This is a genomic window from Priestia sp. TRM10 (genome assembly GCF_057808375.1).
In genome coordinates this window covers 34,909-57,559 of sequence record NZ_JBJZOT010000011.1, presented here as the reverse complement: position 1 = coordinate 57,559, position 22,651 = coordinate 34,909, and the positions used below count along the sequence as shown (strand labels likewise).

At 36.5% G+C, this 22,651-nt stretch carries 19 protein-coding genes and 1 riboswitch; of the genes, 8 read left to right on the top strand and 11 right to left on the bottom strand.

Annotation, left to right across the window (positions count from 1 at the left end):
• Together ACK3CR_RS08700 and ACK3CR_RS08695 are read right to left on the bottom strand one after the other, a co-directional pair.
• Entirely contained in the window at positions 1–1,269 is a 1,269-nt protein-coding gene (locus ACK3CR_RS08700; RefSeq protein WP_488975245.1) for a GntP family permease, read from the bottom strand.
• A 127-nt stretch (positions 1,270–1,396) separates the two neighbouring features.
• On the bottom strand, positions 1,397–2,506 hold the full coding sequence (locus tag ACK3CR_RS08695) for a CdaR family transcriptional regulator (RefSeq protein WP_488975244.1): 1,110 nt from the start codon (positions 2,504–2,506) through the stop codon (positions 1,397–1,399).
• 206 nt (positions 2,507–2,712) lie between these two features.
• On the opposite strand from ACK3CR_RS08695, the gene ACK3CR_RS08690 reads away from it, so the two are divergent.
• Both ACK3CR_RS08690 and ACK3CR_RS08685 read left to right on the top strand, forming a co-directional pair.
• A complete protein-coding gene (locus tag ACK3CR_RS08690; protein ID WP_488975243.1) occupies positions 2,713–3,432 on the top strand; it encodes a 3-ketoacyl-ACP reductase in 720 nt (239 codons plus the stop codon).
• Positions 3,433–3,625: 193 nt separating this feature from the next.
• Positions 3,626–4,468 carry an alpha/beta fold hydrolase gene (locus ACK3CR_RS08685; RefSeq protein ID WP_488975242.1) on the top strand — a complete coding sequence of 281 codons (843 nt, stop codon included), beginning with the start codon at positions 3,626–3,628 and terminating at the stop codon, positions 4,466–4,468.
• Positions 4,469–4,644: 176 nt separating this feature from the next.
• Here the strand turns inward: ACK3CR_RS08685 and ACK3CR_RS08680 are convergent, their stop codons facing one another.
• Positions 4,645–6,000 (bottom strand): amino acid permease, encoded by a 1,356-nt coding sequence (locus ACK3CR_RS08680; protein WP_328123895.1) that lies wholly within the window; start codon positions 5,998–6,000, stop codon positions 4,645–4,647.
• A 160-nt stretch (positions 6,001–6,160) separates the two neighbouring features.
• A riboswitch (glycine riboswitch) is annotated at positions 6,161–6,241 on the bottom strand.
• Positions 6,242–6,745: 504 nt separating this feature from the next.
• Here ACK3CR_RS08680 and ahpC point away from each other — a divergent pair.
• Entirely contained in the window at positions 6,746–7,309 is a 564-nt protein-coding gene (ahpC, locus tag ACK3CR_RS08675) for an alkyl hydroperoxide reductase subunit C (protein ID WP_243516169.1), read from the top strand.
• Between the two features lie 15 nt (positions 7,310–7,324).
• A complete protein-coding gene (gene ahpF / locus ACK3CR_RS08670) occupies positions 7,325–8,854 on the top strand; it encodes an alkyl hydroperoxide reductase subunit F (protein ID WP_488975241.1) in 1,530 nt (509 codons plus the stop codon).
• Between the two features lie 604 nt (positions 8,855–9,458).
• On the opposite strand, the gene yeiL is transcribed toward ahpF, so the two are convergent.
• The gene (yeiL, locus tag ACK3CR_RS08665) at positions 9,459–10,130 is read right to left on the bottom strand and encodes a transcriptional regulator YeiL (protein ID WP_243516160.1); all 672 of its coding nucleotides are present in this window, start codon (positions 10,128–10,130) and stop codon (positions 9,459–9,461) included.
• Between the two features lie 82 nt (positions 10,131–10,212).
• Between yeiL and ACK3CR_RS08660 the strand changes: the two genes are divergently transcribed.
• The 4 genes from ACK3CR_RS08660 to ACK3CR_RS08645 all read left to right on the top strand — a co-directional run bounded on the left by ACK3CR_RS08660 (position 10,213) and on the right by ACK3CR_RS08645 (position 15,673).
• Positions 10,213–11,385 (top strand): MFS transporter, encoded by a 1,173-nt coding sequence (locus ACK3CR_RS08660; protein WP_488975240.1) that lies wholly within the window; start codon positions 10,213–10,215, stop codon positions 11,383–11,385.
• A gap of 522 nt (positions 11,386–11,907) precedes the next feature.
• Positions 11,908–13,566, top strand: coding sequence for a LytS/YhcK type 5TM receptor domain-containing protein (locus ACK3CR_RS08655; protein WP_488975239.1), 1,659 nt, complete (start codon positions 11,908–11,910; stop codon positions 13,564–13,566).
• Positions 13,563–14,327 carry a LytR/AlgR family response regulator transcription factor gene (locus ACK3CR_RS08650; protein ID WP_430239978.1) on the top strand — a complete coding sequence of 255 codons (765 nt, stop codon included), beginning with the start codon at positions 13,563–13,565 and terminating at the stop codon, positions 14,325–14,327. Before ACK3CR_RS08655 ends, ACK3CR_RS08650 begins: the two co-directional genes overlap by 4 nt.
• 134 nt (positions 14,328–14,461) lie before the next feature.
• Positions 14,462–15,673: an L-lactate MFS transporter gene (locus tag ACK3CR_RS08645; RefSeq protein WP_488975238.1), complete on the top strand. Its 1,212-nt coding sequence runs from the start codon at positions 14,462–14,464 to the stop codon at positions 15,671–15,673.
• A gap of 119 nt (positions 15,674–15,792) precedes the next feature.
• Here ACK3CR_RS08645 and rlmH read toward each other — a convergent pair whose 3' ends face one another.
• The 7 genes from rlmH to walK all read right to left on the bottom strand — a co-directional run bounded on the left by rlmH (position 15,793) and on the right by walK (position 22,650).
• Positions 15,793–16,272, bottom strand: a complete 480-nt coding sequence (gene rlmH / locus ACK3CR_RS08640; RefSeq protein ID WP_488975237.1) for a 23S rRNA (pseudouridine(1915)-N(3))-methyltransferase RlmH — start codon at positions 16,270–16,272, stop codon at positions 15,793–15,795.
• A gap of 90 nt (positions 16,273–16,362) precedes the next feature.
• The gene (locus tag ACK3CR_RS08635) at positions 16,363–16,521 is read right to left on the bottom strand and encodes a CxxH/CxxC protein (RefSeq protein WP_019394689.1); all 159 of its coding nucleotides are present in this window, start codon (positions 16,519–16,521) and stop codon (positions 16,363–16,365) included.
• Between the two features lie 112 nt (positions 16,522–16,633).
• A complete protein-coding gene (locus ACK3CR_RS08630) occupies positions 16,634–17,821 on the bottom strand; it encodes a S1C family serine protease (RefSeq protein ID WP_488975236.1) in 1,188 nt (395 codons plus the stop codon).
• Between the two features lie 76 nt (positions 17,822–17,897).
• Entirely contained in the window at positions 17,898–18,701 is an 804-nt protein-coding gene (locus ACK3CR_RS08625; protein WP_040060450.1) for an MBL fold metallo-hydrolase, read from the bottom strand.
• A 37-nt stretch (positions 18,702–18,738) separates the two neighbouring features.
• Positions 18,739–19,503, bottom strand: coding sequence for a two-component system regulatory protein YycI (locus ACK3CR_RS08620; RefSeq protein ID WP_243516146.1), 765 nt, complete (start codon positions 19,501–19,503; stop codon positions 18,739–18,741).
• Positions 19,490–20,833, bottom strand: a complete 1,344-nt coding sequence (locus ACK3CR_RS08615) for a YycH family regulatory protein (RefSeq protein WP_243516144.1) — start codon at positions 20,831–20,833, stop codon at positions 19,490–19,492. The genes ACK3CR_RS08620 and ACK3CR_RS08615 overlap by 14 nt, the downstream gene beginning before the upstream one ends.
• On the bottom strand, positions 20,830–22,650 hold the full coding sequence (gene walK / locus ACK3CR_RS08610) for a cell wall metabolism sensor histidine kinase WalK (protein WP_243516134.1): 1,821 nt from the start codon (positions 22,648–22,650) through the stop codon (positions 20,830–20,832). The genes ACK3CR_RS08615 and walK overlap by 4 nt, the downstream gene beginning before the upstream one ends.
• Position 22,651 lies beyond the last annotated feature (1 nt).

The following is a 22,651-nucleotide window of genomic DNA, read 5'->3' as shown; positions in this document are numbered from 1 at the left end:
CTATCCAAATAATTTAAATACACCAAAGATAAGGGTAGAAACAATGGCAAGCGTGAGACCAATTAGAGATTCATAAGGCATTAGCTTTAGCCTTTCTTTCATATTCATATTGACACTTCCCGCTGTAGAGTGAAAGAAACTCCCATGTGGCAAGTGGTCAAGAACAGTCGCTCCTGCGTGTACCATAGCTGCTCCTGCTAGTGCCGATACACCTAATCCAACAATTGTGCTACTAAACACAGTACTTGCTACAGCTGTTCCTGCTGTTGTAGAAGCAGTTGCTGCCGACATGAAAATCCCAGAGGCTGGTGCTAATAAATAAGGAGGCATTCCTGAAGCACTTAAAGCTTGTGTTACAACATCTTTCAACTCTGAATTTGCAATAATACCCGCTAATGTTCCTGTTCCTAATAGCATGATAGCCACGCCTGACATTTTATTTAAGCCAGAGATAGCATAGGCATTAATATGTTTAGATTTTCTCATCGCAATTGCGCCCACAATCCCCCCAATTGGTAAAGCGACCATTGGATCAATATTAATCCCGAAAAGCAGGCGAAGTGCTAACAAAATAATCGTAACAATTGGAGCAACTAAAGCTGTGATAAATACTGGAGCTTTTGCATTGTCCTTCATTTCAATTTCTTTACTTTCAACAAATGACCCTTTATTTGCCAACTTTTTAGCTAAAATATAAGTTATAAATAGGCCAAAAACAGCTGGAATAACGCCTGCTACCATAACAGATGTAAGAGGCACCTTGAAGGCATCTGCAGCTGCAATCGCATTTGGGTTTGGTGACATAATGTTCCCCGCCTTCCCCCCTCCAATCATTGCGAGCAAGATTGCTGTTTTCGATAAATTCGCTCTTTTTGCAATGGCTAGAGCAATCGGAGAAACAGTAATAACTGCTACATCCACAAAAACCCCAACAGCTGTCAAAATGGTTGTTGCTAATGCTAAAGCAAGCAGCGCCCGTTTTTCGCCTAGTTTTTTAACAATGGTTTCAGCAATCGAAGATGCAGCACCTGATTCAATTAACACTCCTGCTAAAACCCCTGCTGCCATAATCCTCAGCACTGCTGAGATAATATCTTGTGCTCCTTCCATCATCAATGTAACTGTATCTGTAATATTTACTCCACCAATTAGTCCCCCGATTAATGCACCAGCTACCATCCCATATGCTGGAGGTACCCTCCTTAAGATTAAAACAATCGCAATAATTAAGGCACTAATCGCTCCCCATACGCTTACTGTCATATCCATTAAAGCTCCCTTCCCCTTCTTTCTCACGGATGTTACTTACATTGTAAGCGTTTACTTAATGAGTATCATTGTGAAGAGTGATGAAATATGAACAAAATATCGTCTTCATTATTGTGCATTTGCACAGTTATGTAAGATCATTTAAAAGTTTTGCTATATACAGTTCCATAACATCTTTCATGTTTTTTGGATCTTTTCCTGTTATGGTTAAAATCCGTTCAAGGCGGTATCTTAATGTATTGCGGTGAATAAATAGGCGCTCAGCCACCTTGTTTAATTCCCCACTCTCTTCTATGTATATCTCTAGTGTTTTAATCAACTCTCCATTTTTATCATGTTCAATCAGTCTATGATAAAAATGGAACATCTCCTTACTACTTGTAAGCTGTGACAATGAAATTTCAAGCTGATACTCTTCATAGTGATAAAAGCACTTTTCCGGATGAAGCTTCTGACCAATTTCAATTGCCTTTTTTGCATACTGAAAAGAAGATTTCACATCCAACAAATCATCCACAACAAATCCTGCCCCTATTACAAGCGTGTTGTCGTATTTATTGATCCACTTCTTAAATAGAGAGAGCCAGCTTCTAAAATCTGTCTCGTTGATGACATTCTTCAGTATAATAATGTTATCATTAATCGTAACTCCAATTAGGTCTTCTTGGGATAATTCATAGCGAAGTGCGCGAATGATTTTATGATTAGAAAAGTCTATTCTAGTTGATTGTTTAAGCACCACTGCTACTCTTGATTTACTAAGGTTTACACCGAGAAATTCTAATCGCTCTCTTATCCCGTTTTCATTCATTTGTAGTCCTGAAATAAGTTGGTTCACAATTTCACTTTGCAACCTTTCCTTCCACTGCACTCGGTCTAATAAAACAGACTGCTCCAATACAAGTTCAGCTGCCATTTTAACAAGCTGAGCATAGTTTTGAATTTCATGGGGTTCCCCTGTAATTCCAATCACTCCAACAGGCTGATTATTAAAATAGATTGGGAGGTTAATGCCTGGTTTTGATCCTTTCATTTCTGATGCTTTCACTTGATCTAACTCAATGCTTTCTTCATTTTTTAGAACAAGTAAAGCTCCAGCATGAAGCTGATTAATTCGGGTTTGATCACCAGAACCAATAATAATTCCCTCACTGTTCATCACATTAATATTTCGATTTAAAATTTTCATTGTTCTCCCTACAATCTCTTGTGCTAATTCATGGGTTAGAAACAGCATCAATTTCCCTCCCTTTATTTTTTTCTTCAATCTACCATATAGAGGAGCAACAATAAATAAAAAGAACATACAAGTTTAGAGAGATGTTTAATCCCTATTTCTTTAGCACATCCTATAAAACGGCACAGGAGCAAGGCGCAAAAGTTGTAAAAAGCACACCAGTCTTTTATAATCGATGTCTCAAATGAATAAGAAGGAATGATACCATGATTTCATTAAAAGGAAAAACAGCCATTATCACAGGCGGAGGTAGAGGCATTGGACGCTCTACTGCTATTGCTTTAGCTAAAGAAGGCGTAAACATAGGTTTAATCGGACGCTCAATCGAAAACCTTGAAAAAGTGAGTGCTGAACTTGCAGAGTATGATATTAAAGTTTCAGCAGCAACAGCAGACGTTGTTGAGCTTGAAGCTGTAGAACATGCCGTTGAGCACATTAAATCAGACCTAGGCACAATTGATATCCTTGTAAACAACGCAGGAATCTCAAAATTCGGTGGATTCCTTGACCTTGACCCACAAGAATGGGAAAATATTATCCGCGTCAATTTAATGGGTGTTTACAATGTAACGCGCGCAGTGCTCCCTGAAATGATCGAACGAAAATCAGGAGACATTGTAAATATTGCTTCAACAGCTGGTCAAAAAGGTGCCCCTGCTACAAGTGCTTATAGTGCTTCTAAATTTGGAGTTCTAGGTTTAACAGAATCTCTTATGCTTGAAGTAAGAAAGCATAATATTCGTGTTACAGCTCTTACACCAAGTACTGTTGCAACAGATATGGCGAAGGAGATTGGTCTTATTAATAATGATCCTGAGACAATGATCAAGCCAGAAGATTTAGCTGATATTCTAGTTGTAGGATTGAAACTTCATCCAAGAGTTGTTATGAAAACAGCTGGTTTATGGTCTACAAATCCATCTTAATATGTAAAACAAAAAGGCAACAGGAACATGATGTTTCTGTTGCCTTTTTTATTATAGAATAAATTTTTCAAGAATCTAACAACGTTTAAAATTTTCCGTGAGCGAGAAGTATATAAAGAAGAAAGCTCATTTTATCCACTATAGTTCATGTACAAAACCATAAATCTCATATATTTACGAGGAGGAATTGAAAATGGCAAAAGTTACGGTAGGAGAAGAGAATGGAAGTCCAATTGAACTGTATTATGAAGATTATGGGAGTGGAAAACCTGTAGTTCTTATTCACGGTTGGCCTTTAAGTGGACGTTCGTGGGAATTTCAAGTTCCTGCTTTAACTGAAGCTGGTTATCGTGTTATTACATATGACCGTAGAGGTTTCGGAAAGTCCTCTCAACCATATAAAGGATATGAATATGATACGCTAGCCTCTGATCTTAATAAACTTCTTGAGCACCTTGATCTTCATGATGTTACGCTTGTTGGATTCTCAATGGGTGGTGGTGAAGTAGCTCGCTATATTGGAATATACGGAACAGAGAGAATTGAAAAGGCTGTTTTAGCAGGAGCTGTTCCTCCTTACCTTTATAAAACTGATGAGCATCCTGAAGGTGGGCTTGATGATGCAACGATTAAGGAATTTGAAAATGGAGTGAAACAAGATCGCCTTGCATTCCTTGAAGACTTTACAAAGAATTTCTTCTCTACAGAAGATCAAAAAGACCTTGTAAGTGAATCATTCCGTCTATATAACAAAGATATTGCCGCTTTTGCTTCACCAAAAGGCACATTAGATTGCATCTCCGCTTTTGGAAAAACAGACTTCCGAAATGATTTAAAGAAAATGAACATTCCAACGTTGATTATTCACGGTGATGCAGATTCCATCGTTCCATTTAAAGTAAGCGGAAAACTTTCTCATGAATTAATTGAAAACAGTGAACTAGCTCTTATTAAAGGTGGACCACATGGGTTGAATGCAACACATGCCGAGGAGTTTAATAAGGCCCTTGTAAACTTTCTAAATAAAGAAAACTAAGGTATATGAAAAACAGAAGCGAGAAGGCCATAATTTATGGTCTTCTCACTTTTGTTTCAATTTCTATACTCAAATGTTTTAATCTTCTTTTTCGTTTAAAGGTGTAAAAGATTTAGATATTAAACTAAAACAACCTAAATTCTCATCTGAAAAAATCATTTCACCTACGTTTTATGTTACTGTCCATTTGTTTTCTTTTTCCCTCTAGTCCCATATAAAATAAATAATAGAATAAACCATATCGGCGTCAATAATAAGGCTGGACGTGTTTCCTCAGAGAACAGCATAATAATAAGAATCATAGCAAACAACGTTAGAACAACATAATTTATAAATGGGGTTAATGGCGCTTTGAATTTTGACTTTGAATGTAGGTGTGGACGTGTTTTCTTATATCTTAAATGACAAATAAGAATAATACTCCAAACCCAAATAAAACAAATGGCACTAATGGTTGTCACGATTCCAAAAGCTTGTTCCGGTATAAGTTTGCTTAAAAGAGCTCCCACTGAGATGACAAGTGTAGATATTAACAACGCGTTACCTGGTACATGGTTTTTATTCAATTTTTTAAGATTTGATGGACCCTGGCCATTAGTGCTTAAACTATATAGCGTCCGGCTCGTTGAAAACATTCCACTATTACAAGCAGAAGCGGCTGAAGTTAATACAACAAAATTAATGATTCCTGCGGCAACCGGAATACCAATCAAACTAAACGTCTTAACAAAAGGACTTTCTGTTGCATTTAGTTCCATCCATGGATTAATACATAATAGAACAATAAGTGCACCAACATAGAAGAATAAAATTCTTAGAGGAATTTTATTAATAGCTGATGGAATATTTTTTTGTGGATTAGATGTTTCTGCTGCCGATACACCTACTAATTCCACACCAACATATGCGAATATAACCATTTGAAATGAAAGCAGGAAACCTGAAATTCCATTTGGAAAAATCCCTCCATGTTCCCAAAGGTTTTTAATCGTAACTGGTCCTGTATCTGTCTTGAATCCCATCACGAGCAAAATAATCCCAACGCTAATTAATACAAGAATAGTAATTACTTTAATTAAAGCAAACCAAAACTCCAATTCTCCAAAAAGCTTCACAGTTAATAGATTGAGTCCTAACAAAATGATTACACAGATGAGTGCAGGTATCCATTGCGGGATATTAAACCAATATTGCACGTATACACCAACAGCAATCACATCAGCCATTGCTGTCATAATCCAACAAAACCAATATGTCCATCCAGTCACAAACGATGCCGCAGGTCCAAGATATTCTTCTGCAATATCTGTTAAAGATTGATAACCTGCTTTAGATAACAGCAGTTCCCCTAGCGCCCTCATAACAAAAAAGAGGGCAATACCTATAATTAAATAGGCAAAGATGATAGAGGGTCCTGCCAATTGTATCGCTTTACCAGATCCTAAGAATAGCCCAGTACCAATGGTACCTCCAATTGCGATGAGTTGAACATGACGATTTGATAAATCTCTCTTCAATCCTTGCTGTGCCAAACCTAACTCCTCCTTAAAATGGATGAAATTTTCATGTGAAACTGTGAACAATAAATTAACCCAATAAAAAAAGAGATTGGATGGCCTCCAATCTCTTGATCATAAGAATAACAAATAATATTCGTTACGCTAATTATTATCAGCATCACAAATAAATATCCGATACTCTTCTGTCCTTTTGCCTGAGATTGTGAACCCTTCGGCGCCGCAAACTTTCTGCGGTCTCTCCAGAAGCTGCTCCTGCTATAGTGTGACCCATAGCAATCATAGCTTTCTATTTATTAAATTTTTGGATAGGTATAATTACTGTCGAATAGTTTTTTATTCTAATGTTAGTTAAATGTTTTGTCAATAACAAAGATAATTCTCATTTATTGAATCTCCCTGAAATAAGGAGATAGAAATCATTCAATTAAAACCTACATTACTTATGATATAACTCTCACCATACTTATTTAATCATTGCTTTATAAATCCCTACATTTATAAAGTATATAACTCCCGTTTCTCCCCATATCTTCTCTATTTATTTTACGTTATAAGAAATGACTAGTAAAATAAGAATATATCAATTTCTAAATCCTATAAAATATTTATTTAAAATAATAAACGCATTTTAATTGACAATAGTATTCAATTCTATATAATAATTAGTATAAATTAATAATTATTATATGAGGTTTACAAATTCACTGAACAAACTCTCTATAATAATTAAATAGTAAATCTAGGAGGAATTTTAATTATGTCTCTAATTGGAAAAGAAGTACAACCATTTACAGCACAAGCTTATAAAAACGGTGAGTTTATCGAAGTTACAGAAGAAAATCTAAAAGGTCAGTGGAGTGTCGTTTGTTTTTACCCAGCAGATTTCACTTTCGTTTGCCCAACTGAGCTTGAAGATCTTCAAGAGCAATATCCTGCACTTAAAGATTTAGGAGTTGAAGTATTCTCTGTTTCAAGAGATTCTCATTTTACACATAAAGCATGGCACGATTCATCAGAAGCAATTGGTAAAATTACTTATACTATGATTGGTGATCCTGCACATATCCTTTCTCGCCAATTTGATGTATTTATCGAAGAACTAGGTCAAGCTGACCGTGGTACTTTCATCCTTGATCCTGATGGTGTTATCCAAGCTGTTGAAATCAACGCGGATGGCATTGGTCGTGATGCAAGCACACTTATCAATAAAATTAAAGCTGCACAATATGTTCGCAACAACCCAGGTGAAGTTTGTCCTGCTAAATGGCAAGAAGGCGGAGAAACACTTAAGCCAAGCCTTGACCTTGTAGGTAAAATTTAAGGAGAGCGATTATAAATGGCACTTGATGCAGAAATTAAATCACAATTAAATCAGTATCTTCAACTATTAGAAGAGAATATTCTGCTTAAGGTCAGTGTAGGTTCAGATGACGTATCAAAGGAAATGCTAGCTCTTGTTGAGGAGCTAGCTTCCATGTCATCTAAAATCACTGTCGAAAAAGTAGAATTAAATAGAACACCAAGCTTTAGTATCAACCGTGTTGGCGAAGAGACTGGCATCACTTTTGCTGGTGTACCTTTAGGACACGAATTCACTTCTTTAGTATTGGCTCTATTACAAGTTAGTGGACGAGCTCCAAAAATTGACCAAAGTGTAATTGATCAAATTAAAAAGATTGATGGTGAATATCACTTTGAGTCTTATGTCAGCCTAACTTGCCACAACTGCCCTGACGTTGTGCAAGCACTAAACATTATGAGTGTGCTTAACCCTAACATTACGCACACAATGATTGATGGAGCTGCATTTAAAGAAGAAGTGGAAAGTAAAAATGTTATGGCCGTACCAGCTGTCTTCCTTAATGAGAAATTCTGGAATGGTGGTCGTATTTCACTTCAAGAAATTATTGCTAAATTAGGTGAAGGTTTAAGTGCAGAGGATTTAGCAGATAAAGATCCATACGATGTCCTCGTTGTTGGGGGCGGACCAGCTGGAGCAAGTGCAGCCATCTATGCAGCACGTAAAGGGATCCGTACAGGAATCGTTGCTGAACGCTTTGGTGGACAGATCCTTGACACACTAAGTATTGAGAACTTTATCAGTGTAAAAGCTACTGAAGGACCTAAACTTGCACAGGCTCTTGAAGAACATGTAAAAGAGTATAATATTGACGTGATAGACCTACAGCGTGCTAAACGTTTAGAAAAGAAAGATCTTTTTGAAATTGAACTTGAAAACGGTGCTGTTCTTAAGAGTAAATCTGTCATTATTTCAACAGGTGCTCGTTGGCGAAATGTTAATGTTCCTGGCGAACAAGAACTTAAAAACAAAGGAGTTGCGTACTGCCCTCATTGTGATGGTCCGTTGTTTGCAGGAAAAGACGTAGCGGTTATCGGTGGCGGTAACTCGGGTGTTGAAGCAGCAATTGATCTTGCAGGAATTGTGAAACATGTTACAGTTCTTGAATTTGCGTCAGAGTTAAAAGCAGACCAAGTCCTTCAAGAGCGTCTTAACAGCCTGCCAAACGTAACAGTTGTAACGAACGCTGTTACTCAAGAAATTACGGGTACTGACAATGTAACTGGTATTACGTACACTGATCGTGAGACAAATGAAGAACATCATGTTGAATTACAAGGTGTGTTTGTCCAAATTGGACTTGTACCAAATACTGAATGGTTAGAAGGTACAATTGAGCGTAATCGCATCGGTGAAATCGTTGTTGATAAGCGTGGAGCTACTACAATGCCTGGAGTGTTTGCAGCAGGAGATTGTACAGATAGCGCCTATAACCAAATCATTATTTCCATGGGATCAGGTTCAACAGCAGCCTTGGGTGCATTTGATTATCTCATTCGAAATTAATTTAGAACTTAACTAGTGAAATCCTAGTCTAACGGTTCTTTTGATATTTATAAATTCCTCCAACATTTATAAATACCGTTAAAAAACCTGTTAGACTGAGATACATCACCTTACCATAAACAATTTTAACATTTTTTTCAGAAAATCACTATCCTGTCTAGTTAGATAGAATAGTGATTTTTTTTATTACTCCTTATTTTTAGTTATTTATTATATTTAAAAAAGCTTATAATAGAAAATTTCAATACAAAAGACATAGTTCCACAACCTTCTATTATTTTACAAATCGAAATATTTTTAGGATTCCACAGTAATGGGAACTTAAAATATTAAAGCTCAAAACCTCTCTACTTCCTTTAACAAATTCTTTTCACCATGTTACCGCTTGTAACCTTATCCTTATAGAGCGCTTCATTCTTGTCGCTTCCACAACTATTAATAATTAATAACGTTAGCATTGTAACAAGGAGCACCTATACCTTAATAAATATAATACATCCTTCTTATTCGAGCCCCTCCCCTTCTTTCTCTCTTTATACAAATATATTCAACCAGAAATATCTCATAGTTTTAGAATAAAAGGGACTTTTCTCTTCACTGCTTTTTACTTATTCTTCAACTTCTCAGCAAGTTCATATAGGGAATAGTACTGCTTAATGTGATAATACCGCCCCTCTTTTTGTAAGTATCCCTTATCGCAAAATTGTGTAAGCACATGCAGCAAGTGTCGATATGATACACCTAAATAATCGCAAATTGTTACGTGTTTCTCCTTATAAACTCCTTCATCAGCAGTTTGCAAAATAAAATCTGCAAGCCGGTTTTCTAGAGGAAAGGCGAGGCTTTGTGAATACTTTGCAGCCATAAGGGTTGCCTTTACACTTAAAAATTTGGTTAACTCACATAGAAATTTCGTATCTTCTAGCAAACATGTACGATAGCGCTGAACAGGCAGAGCAAAACAAACGGTCTTCGTAGAAGCTTGAATTCCTTTTGTATAGTAAACTTCATGTAATAGTTCCATTTCTCCAATGTAATCGTTTGTGTTAATAAAATTAATTAAAGAAACTTTCCCATTTTGATGTGTTACATATATTTTTGCTTTTCCTTCAATAACATAGAATAAAAAGTCTGGTCTCATGCCTTCTTGAATAATCCATTCATCACGTTGATATTCTTGTATTTCTATAAACTCTTCAACTGGAAAAGAAAATAAATCTGCGATATAGTTCTTCTTTAAATACAGTTCCTTTTTCTCACCCTTATAGATTTCCATAATCCACCTCAAAATATGAGATATCTCATATGATTCGTATGTATCTCCATGATATCATGCAAATATCAGGGAGGGATACAGAATGAAAACACATCGTTGGATGAGTATACAGTTTTTTAGTTTTTATATGACATGGGGAATTTTCCTCCCCTATTGGACAGGATGGATGATTCATACAAAAGGAATTACAGTTGCTCAAGCTAGTTTAATTATGAGCTTAGGTTTGGTTGCAAGAGGACTTTCCACACTATTTGCTTTTCCTTATTTATCAGGGAAATTCAGTAGTAAAATATTATTAAATGGAGCTGGAGCAGGAACTCTGGTTGCCATTCTATGTTATATTCCGGCAAACTCCTTTGTGAGCTTACTTATAGTCACTCTCGTACTGCACTTTTTTTATCCACCGTTAATGCCTGCTTTAGATAGTGCTGCTGGCATCTTAGTGCAAGGTAAACAGTTAAGACATTACGGGAAAAGCCGCAAGTGGGGATCCATTGGGTTTGTCGCAGCTGGCATAATTTTAACCTTCTTTACAGGGAGACTTGGAGATGAAGTAATTTTATGGGCCCTGTTACTTGGCACATTGATATTCGTGTGTCTTGGTTTTATGCGCGCACCTGTTATTTTATCTAAAAAGCCACAAGTGGACCAAACACAAAAAAAGGGTATGTTAGAATTGTTTCGTATCAAACACTTTAGTTTGGTACTCATCATTGTCATCTTACTGCAGGCAGCACATGCTTCTTATTACAATTATGGTTATCTCTTTTTACAAGAAATCCATGCACCTAAATATTTAATTGGTTTGATTATTAACATTGCCGTGATTGCAGAAATTGTTTTTTTCGCAATTGCAGATCGGCTATTTCATAAATCTTCAGTAGGATTCTTGCTCGCACTAGCAGCACTTGGTTCTTCCATACGTTGGATATTAGTATTTTCCTTTCCAAATGTGATTGTTTTCTGTATTGCGCAAACATTACATGCATGTTCATTTGCTATGGGGCATTATGCATTTATGAGATACTTAATCAAAAACATTCCACATGAGCAGATTACGAAAGCACAAGGTATGTATTCAGCACTGGCACTTAGCTGGAGTACTGCATTGTTCACGATTTTTGGCGGCTTTTTATACGAAATTGAGCCAAGATATGCCTTTATCGGAATGATTATTTGTACCATTCCCTCAATGCTACTTGCACTTGTATATCAAAAGCTGGAACTTAGAAAAGATGTTTTAATTTCTATTTAGTTCTTTTACTTAAAATCTTACAAAGCTGAGTCAACCTTATCTGCTGTATAAACTTCAAATACTAAGGCAAGGTATATTTTTATTTTATCTGACGTCTGAAATCCTTGCCAAGCATATAGACATAAGATAATACCGATTATGATAAAACAGGCTTATCCATTTTGGATAAGCCTGTTTTATGCATGTTTATAGGATATAAGGAGAAACTTTATTTACTTATGATAAGATTCACTATAATGCATCTTAATGAGGTTTCAATTCAATTCTTTATTTGATATAACAATGAATAGGGAATTAAGTTCATAATATTTCTCCCTTTAGAAAATCAAATTAAAGCATCAGCATACCTAATATAAGTAGCCCATTCAATTCCCTTATTGGAAACTCAATCTCAATCCCTATATTTTTTGTTCCGGTAACATCCCCTACTATTTTATTTTAAACAAAAACATATGCTTTCTTGTTTAGTATAGTACTATACTAAAACTATGCAATATATAATCCTTTGGAAAGGAACTTAAGATGAATTCATCATTAGAAATGCTAATCCAAGTTTTTGAACGGGCAGCACTCTTGTTAATTTGCTTGTTTTTTTTAACAAGAGTCCCTAGGTTTAAAGAATCTCTCCATAAAGAACAGCACTCACTCTCGGAGAAAATTGTCATCACTCTTATCTTTTGTTTATTTGCTATTTTTGGCACCTATTCTGGAATTAAAGTAGAAGGGTCTTTAGTCAATGTAAGAATTATCGCTATCATGTCTGGGGGCATATTATTCGGGCCCTGGGTAGGTATCATTACTGGAATTGTTTCAGGTGTGCATCGTTTTTTAATTGATATTGGCGGCGTAACATCTGTTCCATGCCTAATTACAAGTATTATTGCCGGGATAGCATCTGGGTTTATTAACCTTAAAGTTAAAAAACCTCAGCGTTGGATTTATGGGATTGGCGCAGGTATGATCTGCGAAGTCCTTACTATGCTATTGATACTTGCTATGGCAGAACCCTTTAAACTTGGCCTCGATATTGTATCAAAAATTGGCTTCCCTATGATTGCAGGTGAAGTCAGTATCGGCTTGATTGTTTTATTGGTCATGAGTGTGGAAGATGAAAAGGAAATGATTGCTGCTAAACAAGCAAAGTTAGCCTTGGATATTGCCAATAAAACATTACCTTATTTTCGCTCAATCAATACAGAATCTTTGACAAAAATTTGCACAATCATTAAAAATCAAATTCATGCCGATGCAGTGGCTATAACTGATACAGAAACTGTCCTTGCTTATGTTGGTTTTGGTGAAGAACGGTATAAGATTGGACAAGAAATCATCAGTGATCTAACGAAAGCAGCAATCCGTAGCGGTGAAATCACGATTAGAAATCATGTGGCTGATCAACAAACTCCTGAAATTCAGTCTCTGCTCATCATGCCATTTGAAGAGCGGGGAGAAGTCACGGGATCTCTCAAAATTTATTCTCGAAAAGCCTCCGAAATGACCTATCCTTTGCAAACGATGGCAATTGGTTTATCACAAATTATTTCTACCCTTATGGAGATATCTCGTGTCGAGCAGATTAAGGAGGCGGCCAACAAAGCAGAACTAAAGGCACTGCAAACAAAAATTAACCCGCACTTTCTCTTCAATGCACTGAATGCCATTGCATCAACAACCCGACGCAATCCAGAAAAAGCCCGTGAATTGATTGTTACTTTATCAAGCTATATGCGATACAATCTGGAGTTAAGTGATGAATTTATCAATATTCATGACGCACTAAAACAGGTGCGCGATTATGTTGAAATTGAAAAGGCTCGTTTTGGATCTAAACTTCAGGTGGAATATAATATTGAAGAAGTAAACATAAAACTTCCAAGTCTGCTTATTCAGCCACTGGTCGAAAATGCAATTATTCATGGCATACTAAAAAATGGTCCTGGTACTGTTACAATTTCTGTGAATGATCTCGGTGATAAAGTCCGGATTAGCGTAAAGGATACGGGAGCTGGGATAGCAGGTGAGGTGATAGAGAATTTGTACCGGGATGAGGTTCCTGCAAATAAAATCGGATTATATAATGTACATCAACGAGTCAAATTGATTTATGGCAAAGGGCTAATCATCAAAAGATTATCTCCGGGTACTGAAGTTTATTTTGATATTGTAAAGGAGAAAAGATGAAAGCGATTATTGTTGAGGACGAATTTCCTGCAAGAGAAGAATTAAAATATCTTATTGAAACACATAGCAGCATCCAAGTGACTAATTGCTTTGAAGATGGATTAGATGTCCTAAAATTTTTACAAGAAAATGACACAGATGCTATTTTTCTTGATATCAACATTCCATCTCTTGATGGGATGCTGCTGGCAAGCAATATAAGTAAGTTTGCAAAAAGACCCTATATTATTTTTACAACGGCATATAAAGAGCATGCGGCCCAGGCATTTGAACTTGAAGCTTTTGATTATATCCTTAAGCCATATGATGAGAAGCGGATTGCTTCTATGTTACATAAGCTTGAATCTGCTTTTTTGCGTGAGCTAGATCAAATAGATAAAGAAGAGAAGTTATCTTTCCCAAAAAATGATTCAGTTAAAGTTTTAGGAACAGATGCTCGAGTAAATTTGCGAAAAAACGATAAAATAATCGTCACAGACGTGAATGATATTTATTACGCGCTGGCGAGTGAAAAGGTAACATTAGTCTATACGTTTGATGAAGAATATACAATGCCAATGAGTATAACAGAGTTCCATTCTACTCTTCCTCAGAATCTTTTCTTTCGCTGTCATCGCTCTTATACGGTAAATTTATCCAAAATCCGTGAAATTGTCCCTTGGTTTAACCAAACCTATATGATTCATCTTAAGGACTTTAATGCTGAGATTCCTGTAAGCCGGAGCAAAGTAAAAGAGTTTCGACAAATTATGCGATTTTAACTGCAATTCATTCCCTTCTTTAAGCATTTGGTTCTGAATACGGTTTCATGATTTTTTTTAGTGGTATGATCTTCTTGTAAACGCATTCTACTAAGAAACCAGCATTGGTTTCGGAAGTTGAAGGGAAGATCAACATGAATTCACAAACAAGTAATCGCTGGCTGATTGTTCTGGGAACCATTATTGTTCAGATGGGATTGGGAACTATCTATACATGGAGCTTATTTAACCAACCATTGATTGATCACTTTGGCTGGCAATTGAACTCGGTAGCCATTACTTTTTCAATTACAAGCTTTGCTTTAGCTTTTTCAACACTATTTGCCGGCAAACTTCAGGATCGCTGGGGAATTCGCCGCTTAATCGCAACTGCAGGCATTGTCTTGGGCGCAGGTTTAATCATTAGCTCACAAGTCTCATCATTATGGATGCTTTATATCTTGGCTGGTGTTGTGGTAGGATTTGCCGATGGTACTGCTTATATCACATCATTGTCAAATCTTATTAAGTGGTTTCCGGAGAGAAAAGGGCTTATTTCTGGAATCTCTGTCGGTGCTTATGGTACAGGAAGTTTGCTGTTCAAATATATTAACGGGTCACTAATTCAAAACGTTGGCGTATCTTATACATTTTTATACTGGGGCATAATCGTGATGATTATGGTTATAGGCGGCTCATTCTTAGTTCGCGAGGCACAGGTAACAGGCCAGTCCCCAGCTGTTAATGGAGTACAGGCTAAAGACTACACAGTTAAAGAAATGCTTAAAACAAAAGAAGCTTACTTATTGTTTATTATGTTTTTCACTGCGTGTATGAGCGGTTTATATTTAATCGGAGTTGTAAAAGATATCGGTGTAAGTTTAGCTGGTTTGGATGTGGCAACAGCAGCCAATGCTGTTGCATTGGTAGCAATTTTTAATACAATTGGACGCATTATCCTTGGAGCATTATCAGATAAAGTTGGCCGTTTAAAGGTAGTAGCAGGCGCTTTGTTGGTAACTGCAGTAGCTGTATCTGCTTTAAGTTTTCTAGAACTAAATTATGGATTGTTCTTTGTGTGTGTTGCAGGAATTGCTTTCTGTTTTGGCGGAAATATAACCATTTTTCCTGCAATTGTTGCCGATTTCTTTGGCTTAAAAAACCAAAGTAAAAACTATGGGATCATTTATCAAGGGTTTGGGATCGGTGCATTGTCCGGATCATTTATTGCCGCAGCGCTTGGCAGCTTTGTTTCTACCTTCACGTTTATTGCCGTGTTAAGTATAATCTCAGTAGTCATTGCGCTGTTTATCAAGGCACCTGGTCAAAGAGATGTTTTGAAAAAAGAAAAAACTCATGCCGCATGAAAGGCTACCAAGATTGGTTACCCCCTGCAAAATAGCCTTCATAGGTCACTGTATTAGAATAATAATGTGCTAAAAGGTACCTCTAAAATAGAGGTACCTTTTATTCATAAAATCATCGTTTACTTATGGTACGGTTCTCCTCGATTAATTCGAAATCCGCGATAAATCTGCTCCACTAAAATCAATCTCATCAACTGATGTGGAAAAGTCATTTTTGAAAATGACAATGTATCATTAGCTCTTTTCATTACATCACTGCTTAATCCTAGTGATCCACCAATAACAAAAGCAATTTTACTTTTTCCATATGTAGCAAGCTTGTCTAAATCACCTGCAAGCTGTTCAGATGACTTCATTTTTCCTTCAATGGCAAGAGCAATGACATGTGTATCTTGTGAAATTTTAGCAAGGATGCGCTCTCCTTCTTTTCCTTTCACTTGTTCCATTTCAACCTCACTAAGGTTTTCAGGTGCTTTCTCATCTGGAAGTTCAACTACTTCTATCTTTGCATAAGCTGATAAGCGTTTTAAGTACTCATTAATACCTTGTTTTAAGTATTTTTCTTTTAATTTTCCAACTGTAATAATCGAGATATTCACAGGTTGTCTCCTCTCTGTAAATAGTTTACAAACAAGTTATACACAGAAATTATCCACATATCCACAAAGAGTGGCATATATGGTATAGGATCACTCGTTCCCCACTATATATGTAGCATTATTTTCGCAATATTCACAAGTTATACACAGTTCTTTATCTAGCTCTTTCATAATTGGTGCTTCTTCTGTTTCATCAACAATAATATCAAGCGCAAGCTCTACGTGCTCAAGGCAACAATTCACTTTCATATTTTCTTCTCCTTTACGTTTTCTTCTTTCTGTGGACAAAATAATACACAGAAAATTCTGGAGTTATCCACAAGTTATTAACGTAAAAACAGGAGAAAGATTTTCTCCTGTTTTACTTTGGTTCTTCCACAAGTTTTAACGTTTCGTTTTTCTTCTTTCCATTGCGATAAAACGTAACATCTAATGTATCATTGACTCCTTTTTGATACAAGTATTTGCGTAGGTCAATGATGTTTCGCACTCGATGTCCATCCATCTCCACAATAACATCATATTCCTTTATTCCAGCTTTAGCTGCTGGTGAAAGACGAGAAACGCGGAGCACTGCTACTCCCTCTACAATGCTTTTTGGCAACTTTAATGTTTCTTGTAGATGATAACCTGAAATTTGCGACAGTGAAAGAGTACTTACGCCAATATACGGTCTGTGGACTTCTCCATCTTTTTCAAGATCTTCAATAAACGGTCGTGCTGTATTAATCGGGATTGACAACCCAATTCCTTCAACGGCATCTTGAGCAATTTTCATGGAGTTGATACCAATAACTTTGCCTGCTACATTAATAAGAGCTCCACCGCTATTTCCAGGGTTAATTGCTGCATCTGTTTGAATAACCTCTGCTTGCCAGTCTGGGTTTCCGTCATTGTTTAAGTCTTGAGGAATTAATCTGTTTGTACCTGAGATAATTCCTTGTGTGACAGAACCTGCAAACTGAAGACCGAGAGGATTACCAATTGCAATTGCAGGTTCTCCTGCTTTAATACGGTCTGAGTCTCCAAATTCAGCGAGTGTTTTAATATTCTTACCATCAATCTCAATGACCGCTAAATCTGTTAAATCATCTCCACCACGTACTTTTCCAGCAATACGTGATCCATCTTTTAAACTTACTTCAATCTCATTTGCACCTTCAATAACATGATAATTGGTGACAAGATATGCTTTATTTCCACTCTTTTTATAAAGGACTCCTGAACCTGTTCCAGCTTCAGCTGATTCACTCTCATCTTCCCAGAAACCACTTTTTTGGATGTTCACAATCCCCACAACAGCATCAGATACTTTATCAACAGCTTCAGTAATGTCTGTTGTCACATCAATCGAAACAGACTGCTCTTCTGAAATGTTGTTTCCCTCTTTATTACTGCTCTCTGTGCGGCTTGATAAAATACCATTTCTCTCTAAGGCAGGAAGAGCAAACAGGATAAGAATAGCACCGATAATTGCACCAATAAGACATGTAAAAAATATAGTTCTCTTTCTTCCTTTCCGTTCATCGTAAAGCCCCACTTCAAACATTCATCCTTTCTCACATTAGACATATGCTTTTATAGTATGGATGTTTGAAGTTTTTCTATCCTTCATTTAGAGGGATTTACGTGTGTGAAAGATCAATAAGAGGCGTTGGCTTTTTCGGATCAGTATCATGAATATTGAACTGAATGCCAACTCCATGGTCTTTTTCTTTTAATGTTTGCTCTGCTGTCATTCTAGCAAGTTCTTTCATATTGTTATCTTGGCTTAGATGAGCTAAGTAAATATATTTTGTATGGTCTCCAATTACTTCTGACAAAGCGATAGCTGCATCTTCATTCGATACGTGACCAAGGTCGCTCAAAATACGTCTCTTAATATTCCACGGATAATGTCCCATGCGAAGCATCTCAACATCATGATTGCTCTCAAAAATGAAGGCATCGCTATTTCTAACAATGCCTTTCATTCTATCGCTAACATATCCGGTATCTGTTAAAAGAGTGAGCTTTTTTCCTTCACTATGAAACGTGTAAAACATTGGCTCTGCCGCATCATGGGAAACCCCAAATGATTCTACTTCAATTCCTCCAAAGCTTTTTACATCTCCAATTTCAAATGAAAACTTTTGCTCTGTTGGAACTGTCCCAATTAAGTGCTCCATTGCCTTCCACGTTTTTTCATTTGCGTAAAGAGGCAGTTTATATTTTCTTGCGAGCACCCCAAGACCTTTAATATGGTCACTATGCTCATGGGTCACTAAAATGCCTGATAAGTTCTCAATTGATTGATCAACCTCTTTAAAAAGTTGTTCCATCTTTTTGCCACTAAGTCCTGCATCAACTAGTAGTGATTCTTTTCCATTGCCAACAAAAAGAGCATTTCCTGTACTCCCACTTGCTAGCACACTAAATTGTAAACTCACCGTTCTCACTCCGTTTTTTTAACCATTACGTCTTTCTCTAATCAAGGGCTGTAACATAGTACACTTCAACCTCACCTTTTTTCTTATCCACAGTTACTCGCCATGTTGGGGCTAAGATTTGTGAATCAGTTGCAGGTGGGAAGTACGCGTAATATCCTAAATCCATGCTAACTTTACTACCTTGATTAACTTTATTACTATTATACAGTTCGGTAACAGCATTCACTGGACTTTTCACAGTTTCAGCTTCTGTTCTCTGTTCAAACTGCTCTAGCATCCTTTGTTTGTAAGATACCATTTCGTTCTTTTCATTAAGTTGAATGGTAATAAAAGTTTTAGTGTTATCATAAACAGGCTTCTGTCTATACAACTGGGCAAATGTAATTTGTCCACCATCTTTATCAATCTGTACTAGCTTATACTGATCACCATTTATCATGTTCTTTTTCACAAAGTCTTCTAATTTGTTCTTTTCATCAGAAGAAGGTAAAGATGTTGGCTTTGTGAATTCTCCATGAAGCTCTTTTCCATCTTCCTGAACCTCAACCTTTTGGTCTTTTAAACTACTCGTTTCTTTCTCCGTAAATGTGTGAACATAAGCTTTAATATATCCTGCCTTCTGATTGCTGCTTGGGGTCTCTTTAAACGTAATATTGGCTTCTTGTAATAATTCTTCACCTGTTCGTTCTGAAATCATCTCAAGCTGGTTAGCTTCCCTTTTAACCATAAATTGACGAGCAAGAAAAAGGTCCAGGATAAAGAAGATAACGATAAAAATCGTTTTCGTCTTATTCCAATCCATCCTTATCTCCTCCTTGCTCTGCTTTATCTACAATTTTGTACCATATTCCATCATACTTATAAAACCAATATGGCTTGAGCGTAAGTACATTTGTAAAGTCTTTCTCTGTTTGTAGCTCATAACCTACTACAATATTTTTTAATTTGCTGTCATCAAAGTTTTCTCTTGCTTTAATTTCTTTTATAACATCTTCACCAGATGGTAATTTAATCTTTTTTCCATACTCGTCTGAAAGTTTTCCTAATTGAAATGTTGGACGTTTATAATCAGAGATATTTTGTCCTGAAGATTGTAACGTAACCTTCGACAAATCATCATCATTAAAAACAGGGTAATAATCTTCATGAAGCTGGAACGTTACGTTCTGAGCTTGAGTATCACTATTCCATTCTGTTAGATAATATGGATCTGTCCACCCTGCATGAGCATTTACAAAGTCAAATGATCTTTTTATCGCTCCCTCTTTATCTATAACTACATTTTGGTCAGCATCTTCATAGTTTGTGTATGCCATCAATGGTTTTGTCTTGGACAATTCCAACATCCGTTTTGAATCGTTATAAACGGTTTGACCTGAAAGCTCACTTTCTTCAACGATTTTCATATTATCAAACAATGCATTGCGAAACTTATCGGATGAAATCATTTCTTGTTTATAACTTTTTTGTTGAAGCGGTGTTGGTTGTTCTGGTAAGAAAAGAACTGATTGATCTTCTCTTTTAAATGCTATATAATCCTGTCCCTTGCTTTGTAGGTCTCGGTAATGTTTCTCCCATGCAACTTCATTAAATCCCTTTATATTTGCCTCGTAAATCTGTTCTGTTTCGTAATTAACAAAATAAATACGAACAGACTGCGATACATTATCCGCTTGACCTGGTTTAAGAATAATTCGATCAAATGTCCCAGATGGCATTGTCCCTTTTACTTCATACATACTTTGAAAAGTTGATAATGGCATCTCTGTTGGATAGATGATTTCCATTGTCTGATTCCCATGTACAAAATCATAGAAATCTTCTGGATCATCAAAAGAAGTATTCGAAATACGTACTACATCAGAGATAGACCATTTCTTCATCTCATTAGTCCATGTATCCATATCTTTATTGAAAAGTCCTTTATGAGTGGAAGCAAAGTGAGCTAAAATTAAGGACGGCTGAATGTGATCTTCTAACGTCTTAGTTTTGCCGATTTTCACATCATCTACATAAGATTGATTATCCATCTGTTTATATGTAGGCGTGTAGGTCCATAATGTCCACGTTAAAATAAGACTAATCAAAATTAAACATGACAATACTACGGTTTTGATATTTTCATATCTCATATCCATTCATCCTCGTCTTGTTCTACTTGTAAAGGAAGCGTAAAGTGAATGGTTGTTCCTTTTCCTTCTTTACTTTCAGCCCAAATTTCACCTTTATGAGCTTCAATCATTTCCCGGGCAATGGCTAAGCCAAGACCTGTTCCTCCAAGCTGTCTTGTTCTTGCTTTGTCAACTCGGTAAAAGCGTTCAAAAATTTTCTTTACTTTTTCACGAGGAATGCCCATTCCTTCATCCTTCACACTAACAAGAATGAAGAACTCTTGAGGCTGAACAGAGAACGTCACTTTTCCACCTTCAGGAGAATATTTAATTGCATTTGAAATAATATTATCTAATACTTGTGTAATCTTATCCTGATCAAATTGAATTGAGATTGGCCCTTCTGGCAGTTTACGAACAAACTCGATATTTTGACTTTTGCTCATATCAAAGCGATCAATAATATGGTTGTAAAAATCAATAAAGTCCACTTGTGATTTTGTCAAATGATAATCTCTGCTGTCCATTCTTGATAGCTGAAGCAAATCATTAACAAGCCGAATCATCCGCTCTGTTTCTGTTTGCGTAACGTCTAAAAAGCGCGGGGCAATCTCTTTATCTTGCCATGCTCCTTCTGCAAGAGCTTCTAAATAGCTGCGCATCGTTGTAAGTGGTGTGCGGAGCTCATGTGAAACGTTCGCAACAAATTCACGACGTTCACGCTCAATTTTCTCCTGCTCTGTAATATCATGAAGCACAACGATAATCCCATTAATAAATCCTGTTTCCTTCTGGATAGGAGAGACAGTAGCTCTTAGAATATATGGCTCATCATATTTATCAAATTCTAGAATAAGTGAATTTTGCTCTTCTAATAACGTATCAAACGTGTATTCTTTTTCAATGTTTAACAGCCTTAAGATAGATTCCGAAAGAACAGTTTCACGTGAAACATCTAACATTTGTCCAGCAGGCTCGTTAATTAAAATAACGCGACCTTTTCGGTCTGTTGCAATGACGCCATCTGTCATATTTGTTAATACAGAAGCAAGCTTCCGACGCTCCCCTTCTGTTGTTGCCTGTGCTTCTTGGAGTTTTCTCGTCAAATTGTTAAACGTAATGGCAAGCTGCCCAATTTCATCATAGCCATATACTTTTACTTTACGAGAGAAGTTTCCTTTCGCCATTTCAAGTGCTTGGCGACGCATGTCAGACATCGGTCTTGTGATTGTACGAGCAAGAAGGATCCCCAAAATAGCTGTGAGTAAAAGAGAAAGAAGCGTTCCTTTTGCAAAAATAGCGTTCACTTGTTTCATTTGTTCATAAAGAGATTCCATTGAAGCTTCAAGATAGATAGCTCCAATTGTGCCTTCACTAGAATTGACCGGAACAGCTACAACTCTCATTCTCTCGCCTTTTTCATTCACCATCATATTATTATAAGTACCGCCTGATAACGCTTTGTTCACAGGATCTGTAATAGACTTCTTACCAACAGTACTTTTAGCATCATAGTTTGAAACGGCAAGAACTTGATGATTTTTGTCCACAACGCTAATCTCACTAATATCCTCAGACTTAAAATCATTCAGAAGTTTGGCAATCTCCTCTTCTAAAGTTGGATCACCTTCACTCCTTTTCTCTGCCATTTCTTTTTCCACACTATAAGCGAGCACATCTACTCGCTCATTAATTGAATTTCTAAAGTTCGTAATATTGTTCTCTTCCTGTTTTTGAACAAAATAGGCCCCAATAATTTGGGTCGCAATTAAAATAAGTAAAATATAAATTAACACAAACTTAAAATGAATCGATTGAAAGAATCTAACCTTTTTCATT

Bases quoted from the DNA above. Each gene is read 5' to 3' on its own strand.
- ACK3CR_RS08630 (WP_488975236.1), bottom strand. From the start codon at position 17,821: ATGTTTGAAGTGGGGCTTTACGATGAACGGAAAGGAAGAAAGAGAACT.
- ACK3CR_RS08685 (WP_488975242.1), top strand. From the start codon at position 3,626: ATGGCAAAAGTTACGGTAGGAGAAGAGAATGGAAGTCCAATTGAACTG.
- ACK3CR_RS08645 (WP_488975238.1), top strand. From the start codon at position 14,462: ATGAATTCACAAACAAGTAATCGCTGGCTGATTGTTCTGGGAACCATT.
- ahpC (WP_243516169.1), top strand. From the start codon at position 6,746: ATGTCTCTAATTGGAAAAGAAGTACAACCATTTACAGCACAAGCTTAT.
- ahpF (WP_488975241.1), top strand. From the start codon at position 7,325: ATGGCACTTGATGCAGAAATTAAATCACAATTAAATCAGTATCTTCAA.
- ACK3CR_RS08635 (WP_019394689.1), bottom strand. From the start codon at position 16,521: ATGAAAGTGAATTGTTGCCTTGAGCACGTAGAGCTTGCGCTTGATATT.
- ACK3CR_RS08615 (WP_243516144.1), bottom strand. From the start codon at position 20,833: ATGAGATATGAAAATATCAAAACCGTAGTATTGTCATGTTTAATTTTG.
- ACK3CR_RS08695 (WP_488975244.1), bottom strand. From the start codon at position 2,506: ATGCTGTTTCTAACCCATGAATTAGCACAAGAGATTGTAGGGAGAACA.
- ACK3CR_RS08690 (WP_488975243.1), top strand. From the start codon at position 2,713: ATGATTTCATTAAAAGGAAAAACAGCCATTATCACAGGCGGAGGTAGA.
- ACK3CR_RS08655 (WP_488975239.1), top strand. From the start codon at position 11,908: ATGAATTCATCATTAGAAATGCTAATCCAAGTTTTTGAACGGGCAGCA.
- walK (WP_243516134.1), bottom strand. From the start codon at position 22,650: ATGAAAAAGGTTAGATTCTTTCAATCGATTCATTTTAAGTTTGTGTTA.
- ACK3CR_RS08650 (WP_430239978.1), top strand. From the start codon at position 13,563: ATGAAAGCGATTATTGTTGAGGACGAATTTCCTGCAAGAGAAGAATTA.
- ACK3CR_RS08620 (WP_243516146.1), bottom strand. From the start codon at position 19,503: ATGGATTGGAATAAGACGAAAACGATTTTTATCGTTATCTTCTTTATC.
- yeiL (WP_243516160.1), bottom strand. From the start codon at position 10,130: ATGGAAATCTATAAGGGTGAGAAAAAGGAACTGTATTTAAAGAAGAAC.
- ACK3CR_RS08660 (WP_488975240.1), top strand. From the start codon at position 10,213: ATGAAAACACATCGTTGGATGAGTATACAGTTTTTTAGTTTTTATATG.
- ACK3CR_RS08700 (WP_488975245.1), bottom strand. From the start codon at position 1,269: ATGGATATGACAGTAAGCGTATGGGGAGCGATTAGTGCCTTAATTATT.